The sequence below is a fragment of the Daejeonella oryzae DSM 19973 genome (genome assembly GCF_000422945.1).
In the GTDB taxonomy this organism is placed as follows: domain Bacteria; phylum Bacteroidota; class Bacteroidia; order Sphingobacteriales; family Sphingobacteriaceae; genus Daejeonella; species Daejeonella oryzae.
The window spans coordinates 404,146-419,569 of record NZ_AUHA01000003.1 but is presented as its reverse complement, the minus strand read 5'-3'; the positions used below and the strand labels follow the sequence as shown (position 1 = coordinate 419,569).

General features: G+C 37.1%; 14 protein-coding genes. 7 read left to right on the top strand and 7 right to left on the bottom strand.

All coding sequences use genetic code 11. The features are described 5' to 3' along the window. Nucleotides 1-2: 2 nt before the first annotated feature. A complete protein-coding gene (locus G521_RS0109420) occupies nt 3-2,495 on the bottom strand; it encodes a putative LPS assembly protein LptD (RefSeq protein ID WP_245580854.1) in 2,493 nt (830 codons plus the stop codon). A gap of 179 nt (nt 2,496-2,674) precedes the next feature. On the opposite strand from G521_RS0109420, the gene G521_RS0109415 reads away from it, so the two are divergent. Together G521_RS0109415 and G521_RS0109410 are read left to right on the top strand one after the other, a co-directional pair. Next, entirely contained in the window at nt 2,675-3,541 is an 867-nt protein-coding gene (locus G521_RS0109415; RefSeq protein ID WP_026898309.1) for an N-acetylmuramoyl-L-alanine amidase family protein, read from the top strand. A 183-nt stretch (nt 3,542-3,724) separates the two neighbouring features. Beyond that, complete coding sequence (locus tag G521_RS0109410) at nt 3,725-4,669, top strand: MlaD family protein (protein WP_026898308.1); 945 nt, start codon at nt 3,725-3,727, stop codon at nt 4,667-4,669. A 57-nt stretch (nt 4,670-4,726) separates the two neighbouring features. Here G521_RS0109410 and G521_RS0109405 read toward each other — a convergent pair whose 3' ends face one another. From G521_RS0109405 to G521_RS0109390, 4 genes are all read right to left on the bottom strand, one after another. After that, entirely contained in the window at nt 4,727-5,638 is a 912-nt protein-coding gene (locus G521_RS0109405; RefSeq protein WP_026898307.1) for a ribonuclease Z, read from the bottom strand. Between the two features lie 18 nt (nt 5,639-5,656). Continuing rightward, nucleotides 5,657-6,034, bottom strand: a complete 378-nt coding sequence (locus tag G521_RS0109400) for an STAS domain-containing protein (protein ID WP_026898306.1) — start codon at nt 6,032-6,034, stop codon at nt 5,657-5,659. Between the two features lie 45 nt (nt 6,035-6,079). Then, nucleotides 6,080-7,027, bottom strand: a complete 948-nt coding sequence (locus G521_RS0109395; RefSeq protein WP_026898305.1) for a phosphoribosylaminoimidazolesuccinocarboxamide synthase — start codon at nt 7,025-7,027, stop codon at nt 6,080-6,082. A gap of 95 nt (nt 7,028-7,122) precedes the next feature. Continuing rightward, nucleotides 7,123-8,085, bottom strand: coding sequence for a PhoH family protein (locus G521_RS0109390; RefSeq protein ID WP_026898304.1), 963 nt, complete (start codon nt 8,083-8,085; stop codon nt 7,123-7,125). 105 nt (nt 8,086-8,190) lie between these two features. Between G521_RS0109390 and G521_RS0109385 the strand changes: the two genes are divergently transcribed. The 5 genes from G521_RS0109385 (at nt 8,191) to G521_RS0109365 (ending at nt 13,162) form a co-directional block, all read left to right on the top strand. After that, nucleotides 8,191-8,967 carry an SAM hydrolase/SAM-dependent halogenase family protein gene (locus tag G521_RS0109385; RefSeq protein ID WP_026898303.1) on the top strand — a complete coding sequence of 259 codons (777 nt, stop codon included), beginning with the start codon at nt 8,191-8,193 and terminating at the stop codon, nt 8,965-8,967. After that, nucleotides 8,967-9,275: an antibiotic biosynthesis monooxygenase family protein gene (locus G521_RS0109380; protein ID WP_026898302.1), complete on the top strand. Its 309-nt coding sequence runs from the start codon at nt 8,967-8,969 to the stop codon at nt 9,273-9,275. Before G521_RS0109385 ends, G521_RS0109380 begins: the two co-directional genes overlap by 1 nt. After that, nucleotides 9,272-9,787: a hypothetical protein gene (locus tag G521_RS0109375; RefSeq protein WP_026898301.1), complete on the top strand. Its 516-nt coding sequence runs from the start codon at nt 9,272-9,274 to the stop codon at nt 9,785-9,787. Before G521_RS0109380 ends, G521_RS0109375 begins: the two co-directional genes overlap by 4 nt. Nucleotides 9,788-9,872: 85 nt before the next feature. Further along, complete coding sequence (locus G521_RS0109370) at nt 9,873-11,696, top strand: ABC transporter ATP-binding protein (protein ID WP_026898300.1); 1,824 nt, start codon at nt 9,873-9,875, stop codon at nt 11,694-11,696. A gap of 74 nt (nt 11,697-11,770) precedes the next feature. Then, complete coding sequence (locus tag G521_RS0109365; protein WP_026898299.1) at nt 11,771-13,162, top strand: MBL fold metallo-hydrolase RNA specificity domain-containing protein; 1,392 nt, start codon at nt 11,771-11,773, stop codon at nt 13,160-13,162. On the opposite strand, the gene G521_RS0109360 is transcribed toward G521_RS0109365, so the two are convergent. Together G521_RS0109360 and G521_RS0109355 are read right to left on the bottom strand one after the other, a co-directional pair. Further along, entirely contained in the window at nt 13,159-14,394 is a 1,236-nt protein-coding gene (locus G521_RS0109360; protein WP_026898298.1) for a DUF1015 domain-containing protein, read from the bottom strand. The two genes, G521_RS0109365 and G521_RS0109360, sit on opposite strands and share 4 nt — an antisense overlap. 52 nt (nt 14,395-14,446) lie before the next feature. Then, entirely contained in the window at nt 14,447-15,403 is a 957-nt protein-coding gene (locus tag G521_RS0109355) for a D-2-hydroxyacid dehydrogenase (protein WP_026898297.1), read from the bottom strand. Nucleotides 15,404-15,424 lie beyond the last annotated feature (21 nt).

Sequence of the window (15,424 nt, the reverse complement as noted above, 5' to 3'; positions counted from 1 at the left end):
TTTTAGAAGTTATTAAAATAATCACGGCGTCGGCTTAATTTTAAATCCTGAAGAACGGAAGCTCTTACTTTAATGTCCACACTATAACTACGGTACGGTCCAATCGGGATCCACCGGAAAGACATATCCCAGCAATGCAAATCTCTGTATATGGAGAACTGTGTTAAACTCAGTTTATTTTGCTGAAAATCATAGCCGGATGTGTATTGCACTTTCCATTTAGGGGTTACATTAAAATCACCGTAAAAATTTAAAGTATTGGTAATAGAAGATTGCAGGGCAAACTTAGAGTATTGAAAACTATAGGAAGCACTGATGTTCCAGGGAATATTAAAATCGACAAATGCATTTGGATCCCGGCTTATTGCGGCCAGTTCCTGGGCTTGCTGAGGGTTAATATTTTGAGAATTCTGCCCAAGCTGATTTAAGTTTTCATTACGCTTTTTCATCGCGTCAGAATTCAGACTAAAATCAAAAGATAAACCAAAATTGGTTAAACGGGCAATCTTGCCGCTGTTAATAGAAAACTGGTTTAGTCTTCGGCCCGTCTCATCAATACTGTAAGGATCAAAAGAACCATTAAAATTTATGCCTACCTTTTGTTTAAATAATGACGTACGTCCGGAAAATCCAATGGATGATAACTGGAAAGAATCGACCGCAAAATTATAGTTACCTGAAAAGCTTAGGTTTTGAAGAATAGGTATTTTATCAGAAACGGGGTTTGTACTGGTTGTGTCTTTTGAGGCCCTTCGCTTCGCTTCAATAGTATTATCTATACTAAAACCAATTCCAGCAGTTTTACCGATGGTTGGAGAGCCATAAAGTCTATTCTCATAAATTGAATATCTTTCCGTTTGATCGCCTATTTTAAGATCACGATAATAACCAAACCGCTCAGACCCGAAATCCGGGCGATAATTAAAACTTACAGAGGGAGTTGCCACATGTCTGATCGCAGCAAATTTTCCCTTTTTAAAATTTAGCTGTCCATATAATTTGGTAGATAATCCGGTATTCAAACTGTATTCATAAGCTCTGCTAAATCCCGGCACAGTATCAGTGACAACAGAATCAAGCGCATTTGGTATGTAGTTTTTACGAATGGTTTGCAGATACCATCGCTCATTATATTGCAAACCAGAATTAAACTGGAAATATTTCAGCAGGTTAAGAGATAAACTCACGGGTATATTATGCTGAAAACCATTATTGAATTTCTGCAGTGCATCCTTATTAAATAACTGATCTTCGGTGGTACTGATAGAATTACTTCCCTGCAGGCTATAACCAACGTTCACTTTTTGAAACCACTTCTGTTCACCAACCCGATCTTTGCTATCAAAAGGATTTATTGTGCTCATATTTAAACTGAATGTAGGAAGTTCCAGAAATACAGTACTGGTTTCCAGATCCTGACGATGACTTAAGCTGGATGTAAAATTAAAAAGACCATTTCCAAATACTTTTCCATAACTAATATTTGAGGAAAGCGTATTTCGTGTTAACTGATCAAAATTATAGGTTCCGCCCGCTGCGGTATTGGCAAAATAACTTCCGGTACCGGCATTTACAGAAGCGCTGAATGTTGTCCCGGGGTTAGCTTCCGGCCTTTGCGAATGGTTCCAGGTAATATTAAAATCTTTTGCCGGATTTTCAAATGCAGGTGTGCCTTCAACCCCATTTTTTGAAGAAGCATACCTTAAGCTAAACTGACCATCGTATTTATAATTTTTACGATAGCGGGCCTGCGTATTCCCTTCGTAAGAACCTTTACTGTAAAGACTTCCACGGATAGCCAGATCCCAATAATCACTTAATCCAAAATAATAACCAAGATCTCGCATAAAAAACCCCCTCAAATTATCTTCTCCGAATGATGGGAATAATAATCCTCCGGATCTTCTGTTGGGTTTTGGAAAAAATCCAAACGGAACCCCAAGCGGCAACGGAACATCTTCCACTTCAAGATAGGCTGGCCCGGTAACAATTTGCTTATCGGTAACAATTCCTCTGGTTATATGAATGCCAAAATGCGGATGGGGCTGATTGCAGGTACTGTAAATTCCATTCTTAAAAAATCCTTCATCAAACTGATTTTTCTTAAATTGTTTTGCCTGAAGATAACCGCCGTCTACATCAGAAAAAACTCCGTACGACTTTCCTTTTTTTGTAGTATAATTAAAAACGAGCGAATCTGTGGTAATAGGTGCTTCAGATCCCTGCTTTAATATAGGCCTTCCCCTGTAACGATTGTTTTTAGGATCCGTATACCCCCTGGCAAAAGCGATATTATTTTTTTGATCCAGACGAATGTAATCAGCATCAAGTTCAAAATCATCGTATACAATACGGCCTTTGCCATATAAATAAACTACATTGTTGACATGATCAAAGCGGATAGAGTCTTCTGCACTGTATTTAATTTGTGACTGTAAACCTGATGCGGACGTAGACTTATTTGTTAAAGTATCCGTTCTTGTATTTAAAATCACAGATGAATCTTGCTTAGATGCCGCGGGCCTTAAAACAGGTTGCTGGGAATAAGCAGTTAAACTGAGAAGAAATATGTAAGTGACTAAAGCACCGGTTCTAAAAAAAGAGTTAAAAAATTTCAAATTCGCTGATGAATATTATTTTTGCACTTATAGTTACTACAATACGACCAAAATTAATGAAAATTATACCATTGAGAACATTCATTTATACAATACTAAGCATATTGCTGATAATGCCGTCCAGCTCATTCAGCAAGGAGATCCCCCCAAGCCCCTATCGTATCAGAACTATAGTAATTGACGCCGGTCATGGAGGTCATGACGGAGCAACCCGCGGACAGTTTTCTAAGGAAAAGGATGTGGCTCTAAAAGTAGCGCTTCTTTTAGGAAAGTCTATTGAAGATAAAATGAAAGATGTAAAAGTGATTTACACTCGTACAACAGATGTTTTCATTCCATTATATGAGCGTATAGGAATTGCCAATCGTGCAAAGGCCGACCTTTTTATTTCTATCCATTGCAACTCTATGCCCATCAGAAGAGTTCAGAGCGGATACAAGAAAAATAGCAAGGGACAAAAAATTCCCATTTATAAAAGTGTTCAAAGTACGTCAACAAGGGGTGTAGAAACTTTTGTTTCCGGATTCGGCCGTTTAGACGAACAAGACGTGGTTATGCGGGAAAATGCGTCTATCCTTTTAGAAAAAGATTATAAAGATAATTATGAAGGGTACGATCCTAAAGATCCTGAAAGTATTATCATGCTCTCTTTAATGAAAAATGCTTTTAGAGATCAAAGCATTAAATTAGCTACATTTATCCAGGATTCATATATAGAAAGCGGCAGAGTTGATCGTGGAGTAAAAGAACAAAGCCTTGCCGTATTGGCAAAAGCAGGTATGCCGGCAGTATTAACTGAAATTGGATTTATCTCAAATCCGGCTGAAGAGGAATACATGAATTCTGATCATGGACAGAGAGAAATTGTGGCAGGTTTATTGAAGTCAATTCAAACTTATAAACGACAGGTAGAATTGGAGTAATCCAATTAAAACAATTAACAGCGATTTGAAAAACCCAACATTTTATTCTATTCGGTACGGAATAAGTTCTTCCCGGGGTTTTAGCAGAAAATCAAATTTTATATTTTATCAACACAATATATGCGGCTATTCAAAAACATTGAATAATTTCGCATATAACTCCATAATCAAGAATTTATACGGATGAGAATTACCAACGAAACAAAAGTAGGCGTTTTAGCTGCAGTAGCTATAGTCATATTAATTGTAGGATATAGTTTTTTAAAAGGAAACGATGTTTTTTCAAAAGAAAACGAATTCTATGCAAAATATGATCGTGTGGATGGACTTGCAGTTTCAAAGCCTGTACTTGTAAACGGCTACCAGATTGGTCGGGTGTCTCATCTAACCTTATTGCCTAACGGACAAATTCTTGCTCAATTTAAAGTAAATCCGGAATTTGCTATTCCAAACAATACTATCGCAAGACTAGAAAGTACAGATCTTTTAGGCGGAAAAGCCATTATTTTTGAATTGGGCAGCAGCAACGTATACGCTGTAAAAGGAGACACGTTAAATTCGAATATCCAGAAAAACCTTATCGAGCAGGTTGAGCCTGTTCAGAAAAAGGCAGAACAAATTATTGCCCGCCTTGATTCTGTTTTGACTTCTGTAAATTCTACGTTGAGTCCGGAGTTTCAAAGAAATTTCGAAAAGAGTTTTGCCAGTATTGCCCGTACTCTGGAGACACTGGAAGGAACCAGCAGAAAAGTTGATGGTTTGGTAGGAACAGAAAGTAGTAAAATTGCTGGTATTCTTGGAAATCTTGAATCAATATCAGCAAACTTTAAAAACAACAATTCCAAGATCACCTCGATCATGAATAATATAGATAAGGTAAGCGATGAGGTGGCAAAAGCTAATTTTGCTCAAACCATTACCGAAGCTAATAAAGCAGTTGCTGATTTACAGGTTATTATCAATAAGGTTAATAATGGCAGCGGTTCTTTATCTCAGATGATTAACGACCCTGCAATGTATAATAATCTCAATAATGCAGCAGGTAATCTGGATAAACTGATGATCGATTTGAAAGCCAATCCAAAAAGATATGTAAGCTTTTCAGTTTTTGGAGGAAAGAAAGATTAATAAATTAAATCTTCGCTTTACTAAACATAATTCCTGAATATTCGAATTTTTTTTGAACTACACTTCAAAAGTCCGTCCTTCTTCCGCCAAAAGTGTATTCGGAAATGTGTTACGGGCTTCCAAAAGCATGGGTTCCAGATCGCGGTAACGTGCAGAAAAATGTCCTATAAGCAGGCATTTAACATCTGCTTTTAAAGCGACTTCGGCTGCTTCAACTGAAGTTGTGTGAAATGTTTCTTTAGCCCGCTCAAGCATATCGTGCATGAAAGTTGATTCATGATATAGCAGATCGGTATTATTAAGTATATCCAGATATTTCCAGTTGCAAATCGTATCAGAACAATAGGCGTAAGACTTTGGCTTATCTGCTTCGGTGGTTAATTCGCCCGGCAGATGAATTTTCCCTTTTCTGTCAGTAAAGGAATAGCCCCGCTTAATGAGTTTAATCTCCTCTACTGATATATTTAGCTCGTCGACTTTTTCTTTTATAATTCGTGGCAACCTTTGTTTTTCAGAAAATTTAAACCCGGTGCATGGAATGCGATGTTCTAAAGGAAAGGTTTCTATAATTACATCGTAATTCTCAAATATTTTTTCATTCTGATCAGTACGGGTTGGATGAAAATTGATTTCGTACCTTAAAATGGTTTGAGAATGTCTGAAAGATACCTCCAGAATTTCCTGTAATTCTGTGGGGCCGTAAATATTTAAGGGCTTTGATCTTCCGTTTAAATGAAGAGAGGATAACAAACCAACAATTCCGAGGTAATGATCGCCGTGTAAATGACTGATGAAGATATCATCAATACGGGTAGCTTTTATTCCGTAACGCAGTAATTGTTGCTGTGTTCCTTCTCCACAGTCAAGAAGAAAGAACTTTTCATTTACATTAATTAATTGTGCGGAAGGATTTCTGTTAAAAAGTGGAGTTGCAGAACTACTGCCTAAAATTGTAACTTCAAATTTCATGAGCAGTATGGAAGCCCTTTATCTTGCTTCTTTCTTTAATTCTTTTTCTATCTCTTCCATAAAAATAAGATCAATGCCTTCTTCTACAGAACCCACAATAGTTAATACATTTTCCAGCTGAGAAATAGAAATCAAACGTGAAATATTTTCGTTAATACCTGTTAAGATGAAAACCCCGTCAGAATTTTTACAAATCCTGTGTCCAACCAATAAACTACCCAACCCCGAAGAATCAGAATATTTTACTGCAGACAAATCCAAAATCATATTACGCTGGCCTTCCGTATTGGTTAATATCAATTCTGATTTAAGCTGAGGTGATATTAAGCTGTTTAATTTAGACTCGTTGAGTTTAATTAAAACATATTTTTCGTGTTTGTCTACTGTAAATTTCATCTGATGGGTATTAAATATCTCTATTACAATAATAATAAATTAAAATCATTTTAAGCGATTAAGTGCTTCAATAATATTGGTCTCAACCCTGTTTAAAAGATCTTCGCTTTCATTTTTATGAAATTCAAAGCCGGTTATATGTTCATATAACTCTATATAACGATCTGAAATCGAGGAAATTAATTCCGGAGACATTTCTGGAACCCGTTGATCTTCTTTACCCTGAAAACCATTTTCAATAAGCCATTTTCTTACAAATTCTTTAGAAAGCTGCCGCTGAGGTTCATTTTTCTCCTGCAGTTCAGCATAAGTATCTTTATAAAAATACCTGGATGAATCCGGAGTATGAATCTCATCGATTAAATGAATTTTACCATCAGCTTTTCCGAATTCATATTTAGTATCAACCAATATTAAACCATGCCTGTCCGCAATTTCAGATCCTCTGTTAAACAGAGCGTATGTATATTTTTCGAGCTCCTGATAATCGTGTTCATCTACAATGCCCCTTTTCAGAATTTCTTCCCGTGAAATATCTTCATCATGGCCAACTGAAGCTTTAGTGGTTGGGGTAATTATAGGATTGGGTAGTTTATCATTTTCTTTCAAACCTTCGGGAAGTTCTACCCCGCAAACAGTTCTCCTGCCTGCCTGGTATTCTCGCCATGCATGACCAGCCAGATATCCGCGAATTACCATTTCCACTTTAAAAGGCTCGCAAATTCTACCAATGCTCACACATGGATCCGGGACATCGATAACCCAGTTTGGTATAATATCCTGAGTTTCCTGCAATGACTTTGCTGCAATCTGGTTTAACACCTGACCTTTATAAGGTATAGGCTCCGGCAGTACTACATCAAACGCAGATATGCGGTCGGTAACAACCATAACTAGAAATTTATCTTCAATAGTATAAACATCCCTTACTTTTCCCTTATAAAAATTAGTCTGTCCGGGAAGGTTGAAATGAGTTTCTTTAATTGCATTCATCAGTTCGATTTTAAAGGTTTATCAGATATTAGAATTGAAAATAAATTCAGATTGGAGATTTTATTTTAGCATTACAATTCATTATCCAACATCCATTATTGTATATCTCCGTAAGCCCGAAGTATATTTTTAACCAGTTTATGACGTACTACGTCATCTCCATTTAAATAAATTATATCTATCCCTTTTATTCCTGTAAGAATTCTTAAGCCTGTATGCAATCCCGAATGCTGTATTTTAGGAAGATCAATCTGAGTGATATCTCCTGTTACAATAAATTTGGCTGTTGGTCCCATACGGGTTAGAAACATCTTCAGCTGCATATCTGTCGCATTTTGTGCTTCATCCAAAATAACAAAGCAATTATCCAAAGTTCGGCCACGCATAAATGCAAGCGGAGCTATTTCAATGGTTCTGTTTTCAAGATAAATTTTCAGCTTTTCAGCGGGAATCATATCATCGAGGGCATCATATAACGGACGCAAATATGGATCAATCTTTTCCTTCAGATCTCCGGGTAAAAATCCCAGGTTTTCTCCAGCTTCAACAGCGGGACGAGTAAGAATGATTCGCTTTATCTCCTTGTTCTTAAGTGCTCTAACGGCAAGGGCAACAGCAGTATATGTTTTACCCGTTCCCGCAGGCCCTATGGCGAAAATAATATCGTTCGAATTTATACTGTCGACCATACGACGTTGATTGGCCGTGCGTGCTTTAACAACAATTCCGTTGGGACCGAAAACAATTGGCTCTCCTCCTCCACCGTTTTTGGTAAAATGACTTTCGCCTTCGACCGGTACTGAAATGGAAGCGCCCAGTATTGATTCAAGGTCATTATTGTTGAGACTCTGAAATTTATCAACGTGTTTTATGATATCCTGAAACTTAGAATTGAAAAGATTCAGTTCAGCTTCATCGCCCAATACTTTCACTTCGTTACCCCGAGCTACAATTTTTATTTTGGGAAATTGCTTTCTAATAATCTCAAAGTATTCATTATTAGAACCCCACAATACAACTGGGTTAACATTTTCTATGGTTAAATTAAGTTCGTTCAAGTTCTTGTTTTTTAAATTCCGGGGAGGTATTAAAATCTGATTAAAAATTGAATATTTGTAGCTTCAATATCTATCGCAAGAATAATAATTTATATTAACATTTTAATGGCAATAATCACTTTAACAACTGATCTGGGCGACAAAGATTTTTATCAGGCTGCTTTAAAAGGCAGTATCCTCAGTCAGTTGAACAATGCCAATATTGTAGATATAACGCATAATATTTCTGCTTTTAACATTCAGCAGGCAGCGTTTATTTTAAAGAACGCTTTTCATTATTTTCCCAAATCTACCGTGCATCTTATCGGTATTGATTCGGTGTACAATGAGCAAACCCGTTACCTGGCACTTAAATATAAAGATCATTACTTTGTAGGTTCTGATAATGGTATATTTTCACTTTTATTTGATGATGTACCTTCAGAAATAGTTGAATTAAACATCATGCAGGATCTGAAATTCCTTCATTTTCCTTTGTCAGATATTTTTGCCAAAGCTGCAAGTCATCTTGCAAAAGGAGGAAAATTAAAAGACATCGGTATACCTGTTCATACGCTGGAAGAAAAAATGACCCTTCAGCCTGTTATAGAACGCGATATTATCCGCGGCAGCGTAATTTACATTGATTCTTTTCAAAATATTATAACCAATATAACCAAGGATATTTTTACCCAGGTTCAGCAAGCACGGGATTTTACCTTGTATTTTAAAAGGAACGAATCCATTTCTCAGCTTAGCTGGCATTATAATGAAGTTCCGGAAGGAGAAAAATTATGTCTTTTTGGGATAAGCAATCACCTGGAAATTGCTATTAATAAAGGAAATGCAAGTGGCTTACTTGGCCTTAATCTGGGAGATATTGTTCGTATAGAATTTCATTAATGATTACTCGTCTAGTAAAACTATCGTTTCATAAAGAAAACATGGAGCTGTTTGAGAATATTTTTTATAGCAGCAAACCACTCATCGATAACTTTAGCGGCTGTCAAAGCACCAACTTATTTTGCGATATAAATCATCCCGGACAATACTTTACAATCAGTTACTGGAACACAGAAGAAGATCTGGAAAATTACCGCAGATCTGAACTTTTCATAACTACATGGGCGAAAGTAAAGCCTTTGTTTAATCAAAAGGCTGAAGCCTGGTCTTTGCAGGGACATATAAAATTTTTAAATCCTGATGTATGAAATTTAAGCTAATCCTATTCATTCTTATTTCTGGATTTTCTCAGGTATTAATGGCGCAAAACGACAGTTCAGCATATCAGATTCAGCGTAAAAAAATTAATGGGCTGCTCAACGAAAGGAGTGAAAAATTTGGTCAGTACGATCAAAGTTTAATACGCCGCACAGGGATTTTTGGGTTAAAAACAAAAAAGGATATGCAGCGCTCTAACGATATTCTTACCGACATTGTGCTGACAGATAACTCGATTTTTAAAGAACTTAAAATTTTGCTGGATTATAAAGATCTTGAGAAAACAACCATAGAAACCAAGTCGACTCAAAACCAGGATCGTATAGGTAAATACATGGAAACCATAACCAAGGTCCAAAATGAAAACGAAAGACTTAAAGAAGAACTTAAATCACTTGAAAAAAGCAGGGACAATTACCAGATAGCAACCTATGCTTTTTTATCTTTAAGCTTTGCAATGGCATTCCTGATTATCAGGCGTAAAAAATTGACCAAAGATTGATGCGTTTAATCCTCCGGTTTCTTTAAAATAAATTAATTTTGCAGCCGTCATTATCATGACTTTATATACTATCCCTAAAAATTAGATGGCACGTGCTCGATTAAATAGCGGAAACGCTCAAGCGGAAGAACTTCCAAAGGTTAAAATAAATAAAGAGAGCATTCGTAAGGTTTCTGAATTACTCAAATATCTTAAGCCCTACCGCGGAAAGTTTATTGTTGGAATGATATTTTTATTCTTATCCAGTTTAACCGGACTGGCATTTCCATCACTTCTGGGAATTATGATAGATGCGGCGCAGGGAAAACAAAAATATGATTTCCTGCCACTGAATATTAACATGATAGGCTACATTTCATTTGGCATATTATTTATTCAGGCTTTTATTTCATTTTTCAGGATCAGGCTTTTTGTTGAAGTTGCCGAAAAGTCTTTGGCAGACATCCGCCGCGATACGTATTTTAAGCTGATCACGCTGCCCATGAATTTCTTTTCTCAAAGACGTGTAGGAGAATTAAATAGCCGCATATCAGCAGATCTTTCTCAAATACAGGATACGCTGACCACTACTATCGCTGAAATGATCCGGCAGATAGTTATACTTGTTGGCGGCGTTACCTTATTGTTTTATGTATCGCATAAACTAACACTTTTAAACCTGGGAGTATTGCCTTTATTAGTGGTGGTCGCTGTTGTTTTCGGAAAATTTATACGCAAACTTTCACGGCAGGCACAGGATAAACTGGCCGACTCAAATACAGTTGTTGAAGAAACTTTGCAGGGAATATCAAATGTTAAAGCATTTGTTAACGAAGCCTATGAAGCCGGCCGTTATGACAAGAGTTTACGTGAAGTGGTAAAAATAGCTTTGAGAGGTGCGAACTATCGCGGAGCTTTTGCTTCATTTATTATTTTCGCCATTTTTGGTGCTATTGTAGGCGTAATCTGGTACGGTTCAATTCTTGTTTCTTATGGAGAACTATCTGTAGGAAGTTTAACCACCTATATTTTATATTCCATTTTTGTGGGTGCTGCCATGGGTAGTTTTCCGGAATTATATGCCAATGTGCAGAAAGCTTTGGGTGCCAGCGAACGTGTTTTAGAAATTCTTCAGGAAACAAATGAAGATATTTCTATTAATATAAATGACAATTCAATCGTTCAAAAAATTGATGGTAACCTTGAGTTTGAAAATGTTCAGTTCTCGTATCCTTCGCGTAAAGAAATTACAGTTTTAAACGGCGTTTCATTTAAAGCCAGCGCTGGTGAGAAAGTGGCTATTGTTGGACCTAGCGGTGCCGGTAAATCTACTATTGCAGGTTTAATACTGCGTTTTTATGAAACTCAGAGCGGAAAAATATTATTCGATGGAAATCCCTCCGGCCATTATTCTTTAACAGATATTCGTAACCAGGTAGCAATTGTTCCACAGGATGTGCTCTTATTCGGAGGTACCATTCGCGAAAATATTGCTTATGGAAAATTAAGCGCTTCTGCGGATGAAGTAATAGCTGCTTCAAAACGGGCAAATGCGCATGAGTTTATCAGCGGCTTTCCCGAAGGTTATGATACTTTGGTTGGTGAACGAGGTATAAAATTATCGGGCGGGCAACGTCAGCGAATTGCCATTGCTAGGGCACTTTTAAAAGATCCGGCAATATTAATTTTAGATGAAGCCACTTCTTCTCTTGATTCAGAATCTGAACGTTTGGTTCAGGAAGCATTAGAGGAACTTATGAAAGATCGTACTTCCATTATTATAGCTCACCGTCTTTCTACTATCCGTGAGGCAGATAAAATTGTGGTTCTTGAAAAAGGAATTGTAATTGAAAGTGGTACACATCATCAGCTGATGGAAAATCAGGAAGGCTTATACCGCTACCTCAGTCAGTTGCAATATGAAGTTTAACTTTTCCGGTTAATCCTCAAATTCATTTTAGAACATACTACTATTACTTGAGTAGAATTACTTTGTAAACATACATGAAACTAACCGTTTGGGGCGCAGCGCAGCAAGTTACGGGCAGTATGCACCTGCTTGAACTGGAAAATTACAAGATACTTATAGATTGCGGATTAGATTATGAGCGTAATACCTGGCTTGAAGAAAATGAGCAATTCCCATTTTTACCATCAGAAATTGATGTTGTAGTCTTAACGCATGCTCATATAGACCATTCAGGAAATTTACCTACACTGGTGCGTATGGGATTTGAAGGCCAGATTTTGTGTACTGCTCCTACCGCAGATCTTTCTGAACTGCTCTTGCTCGATTCGGTAAATATTTTCCTTAATAAACAAAGAAAAAGTAGAAAAGGAAAGCGAAACCATATTACCGGCCCCAGACCTTTATATCTGCAAAAGCATGTCATGGAAACGGTTGACCGGTTTGTTTGCATTGCTTTTAATAAGCCATTCAAACTGAATGGCGAAGCCACGTTAACCTTTGTTCCCTCAGGCCATTTGCTGGGAGCCGCTTCAGCCGTTTTTACAATTAATGAGCAGGGAAAGCAGAAAAGCATAGCCTTTAGTGGCGATATCGGACGAAAAAACTATCCTGTTTTAAATGACCCGGAATCACTGCCGCAGGTCGATTACCTTGTTTGTGAATCTACTTATGGAGGACGATTCCACAATAAAGAAAAAACCATTGAGCAGGTATTGGTTGATACTGTAAATGAAGCATGCGTTAAATCCCCCGGTCGTTTAATCATTCCGGCATTTAGCATCGGCAGAACTCAGGCGCTGGTTTATTCTTTAAATAAGCTGTTTAGCAAGGGCTTACTCCCAAGAATTAAGGTATTTGTTGACAGTCCAATGGCTGCCTATGCAACTGAAATTTTCAGGAAGCACCATCATTTGGTAAATGAGGAAGCACAGGAATTTTATCGCCGGGAAGGAGATGAATTTGATTTCGAAAATCTGGATTATGTGGCAGATATGAATGCCAGTAAAGCTATCTCGAATTATTTTGAACCTTGCATTATTATTTCATCCGCAGGAATGCTTGAAGGCGGACGTATTCAGGATCATTTATATTACAACATCCAGAATTATTATTGTACTATCCTATTTATTGGTTACTGCGCTAAAAATACTCTCGGCCACCGCTTGTTAAGAGGAGATCCAATTGTAACCATCCGCCACCGCGAACTATCTGTTTACGCTACCATTAAGCAAACCGATTTGTTTAGCGGTCATGCCGATCATAATGATCTGGTAAATTTTGTTAAACAGCAGGATTCTTCGACATTAAAACAAATATTTCTGGTACATGGAGAAGAATCATCCATGATTAAATTACAGGAAGCTCTTAGCGAAGAAAAATTTAATGCAGAGATCGCATTAAAAGGGAAAACGTATATTCTGAATTAACCAATCTGGTGAATGACCAAACCGGCCTGAAATTTTGGCTCAAACCAGGTTGATTTAGGTGGCATAACTTCGCCGGCATCTGCTACCCTGATTAGCTGTTCTATAGATGTTGGATAAAGTGTAAATGCAACAGCAAAATCGCCTTCATCCACTTGTTTCACTAATTTTTCAATGGGAGTAACTCCGCCTACAAAACAAATTCTGGAATCCGTTCTTGGATCTGTAATCCCAACTAATGGCGATAAAACATAATTCTGGAGTATGCTTACATCTAATTCAGAGACCGGATTATGATGCCGGTAAGTGATCGGTTTTGCAATTAACTTAAACCATTTGCCCTTTATATACATTCCAAATTCATGCAGTTGAGATGGCTTAAATGAATGGTTTACAAGATGAACTTCAAAATTACTTTTCAGCTGTTCTAAAAATTCCGTGTCTGAAAAATCACCGGTATATTTTAATAAACGATGAAATTCATATATCCGCAATTGATCTGTTGACATGTAAACAGAAGTAAAGAAATTATACTCTTCATTCCCAACATGTTTTAAATTCAGCTTTCTCCTCTCAATACCCAGCAATGAAGCTGCAGCAGCCCGGTGGTGCCCGTCTGCGATATAAGAAACTGGAAGTTTTGAAAATGAATCTACAAGCTTATTCAGAGTTTGCTCTTCATCAATTTTCCAGAGTTTATGAACGGCATTTTCTTTATTAAAAGATAAATCCGGTTGCTTGGAAACAGTTTCACTGATCACATCATCAATTTCTTTTTGAGGAGAATAAGTGATCAGTACAGGATTGGCATCGCATCCCGTTTGCTGCAAATAATCTATTAATGATTTTTCCCTGTCAGCACGTGTTAATTCATGCTTTTTTATAGTATTGTTCAGGTAATCGTCAATTGAAGTAACTGCCCAAATTCCCGTTTGTATTATACCCGGATGAGCAACCTGGTAAACATATAAGGATGGATTAATATCCTGAATCAAAATTCCATTTTCTATAAAATCATCAAAGTTTTCATTGATTTTTTTATAGGCCAGCTCAGTTTTCGAGCCCAGCATAAATTTATTATCTACTTTAGGCACCAGCATATTTACGTATGAATATGGATTTTCCTGACGAATTGTTCTTGCCGCCTCGATACTCAGATCTTCTACCTGAAGTACCACTTTATCTACGTAGGAAGGATTAGGCCTGATGCCTTTGAAAGCCTTAATTTTGGGCATTATCAGAGATGAATGATTTTTCAGCCTGATAAAATATCAGGCTGAAAGATCCTTATTTATTCTTAAAAAAATCAATAATCAGGTTCGCGAGCTCAGTTCCGATACGTTCCTGTGCTTCGTTAGTTGAAGCTCCGATATGCGGAGTTAAAGATATTTTTGGGTGATTCAAAATTTCCTTTGCGGGATGAGGTTCATTTTCAAAAACGTCTAAACCTGCAAAAGCTACCTTTCCAGAATCTAATGCTTTAATCAATGCGTTCTCGTCTATAGTTCCTCCGCGTGAACAATTAACAATTCCTACAGAATCTTTCATTTGCTCAAACTCCTTTTCGCCTAGAATAGCTTTTTCAGCAAAAGGAACATGCAAGCTGATAAAATCAGAATTTTTAATAAGCTCTTCCATGCTAACGGATTGAACCGGACACGTTACCTGAACTCCACCTGCTAATTCCAGTATCAGTTCATTTGGCACTTCATACAGATCAAATGCCAAAACTTCCATTCCAAGTCCCAAAGCAATTTTAGCAGTTTCACGCCCAATTCTTCCAAAACCAATAATCCCTATTTTTTTTCCACGAAGTTCAATTCCTTTAGCATACGCTTTTTTAAGATCATTAAACTTTTCTGAACCTTCTAAGGGCATTTTACGGTTTGAATCGTATAAAAAACGAACTCCTGTAAAAAGGTGGGAAAAAACCAGTTCGGCAACTGATAAAGAAGATGCTGCAGGAGTATTTACCACAGCCAATCCTTTAGAAATTGCGTAATCAACATCAATATTATCCATTCCTACACCACCTCTTCCAATCAGACGAAGATTTGGGCAGCTATCTATTAATTCCTCTCTAACTTTGGTTGCACTTCTAACAGTGATAGCATCGTAATTTTTCAGGCCTTCGGCAAGTTTATCCTGACTTATAAAATCGGTGTCAACCTGAAAGCCTGCTTCCTCTAATAAAGCTTTTCCAATCGGATCGATGCCATCATTGGCGAGTATTCGAAAATTCATTAATCTTTAAGTTTAAATAAA

Bases quoted from the DNA above. Each gene is read 5' to 3' on its own strand.
- G521_RS0109415 (WP_026898309.1), top strand. From the start codon at position 2,675: ATGAAAATTATACCATTGAGAACATTCATTTATACAATACTAAGCATA.
- G521_RS0109410 (WP_026898308.1), top strand. From the start codon at position 3,725: ATGAGAATTACCAACGAAACAAAAGTAGGCGTTTTAGCTGCAGTAGCT.
- G521_RS0109405 (WP_026898307.1), bottom strand. From the start codon at position 5,638: ATGAAATTTGAAGTTACAATTTTAGGCAGTAGTTCTGCAACTCCACTT.
- G521_RS0109400 (WP_026898306.1), bottom strand. From the start codon at position 6,034: ATGAAATTTACAGTAGACAAACACGAAAAATATGTTTTAATTAAACTC.
- G521_RS0109395 (WP_026898305.1), bottom strand. From the start codon at position 7,027: ATGAATGCAATTAAAGAAACTCATTTCAACCTTCCCGGACAGACTAAT.
- G521_RS0109385 (WP_026898303.1), top strand. From the start codon at position 8,191: ATGGCAATAATCACTTTAACAACTGATCTGGGCGACAAAGATTTTTAT.
- G521_RS0109380 (WP_026898302.1), top strand. From the start codon at position 8,967: ATGATTACTCGTCTAGTAAAACTATCGTTTCATAAAGAAAACATGGAG.
- G521_RS0109375 (WP_026898301.1), top strand. From the start codon at position 9,272: ATGAAATTTAAGCTAATCCTATTCATTCTTATTTCTGGATTTTCTCAG.
- G521_RS0109370 (WP_026898300.1), top strand. From the start codon at position 9,873: ATGGCACGTGCTCGATTAAATAGCGGAAACGCTCAAGCGGAAGAACTT.
- G521_RS0109365 (WP_026898299.1), top strand. From the start codon at position 11,771: ATGAAACTAACCGTTTGGGGCGCAGCGCAGCAAGTTACGGGCAGTATG.
- G521_RS0109360 (WP_026898298.1), bottom strand. From the start codon at position 14,394: ATGCCCAAAATTAAGGCTTTCAAAGGCATCAGGCCTAATCCTTCCTAC.
- G521_RS0109355 (WP_026898297.1), bottom strand. From the start codon at position 15,403: ATGAATTTTCGAATACTCGCCAATGATGGCATCGATCCGATTGGAAAA.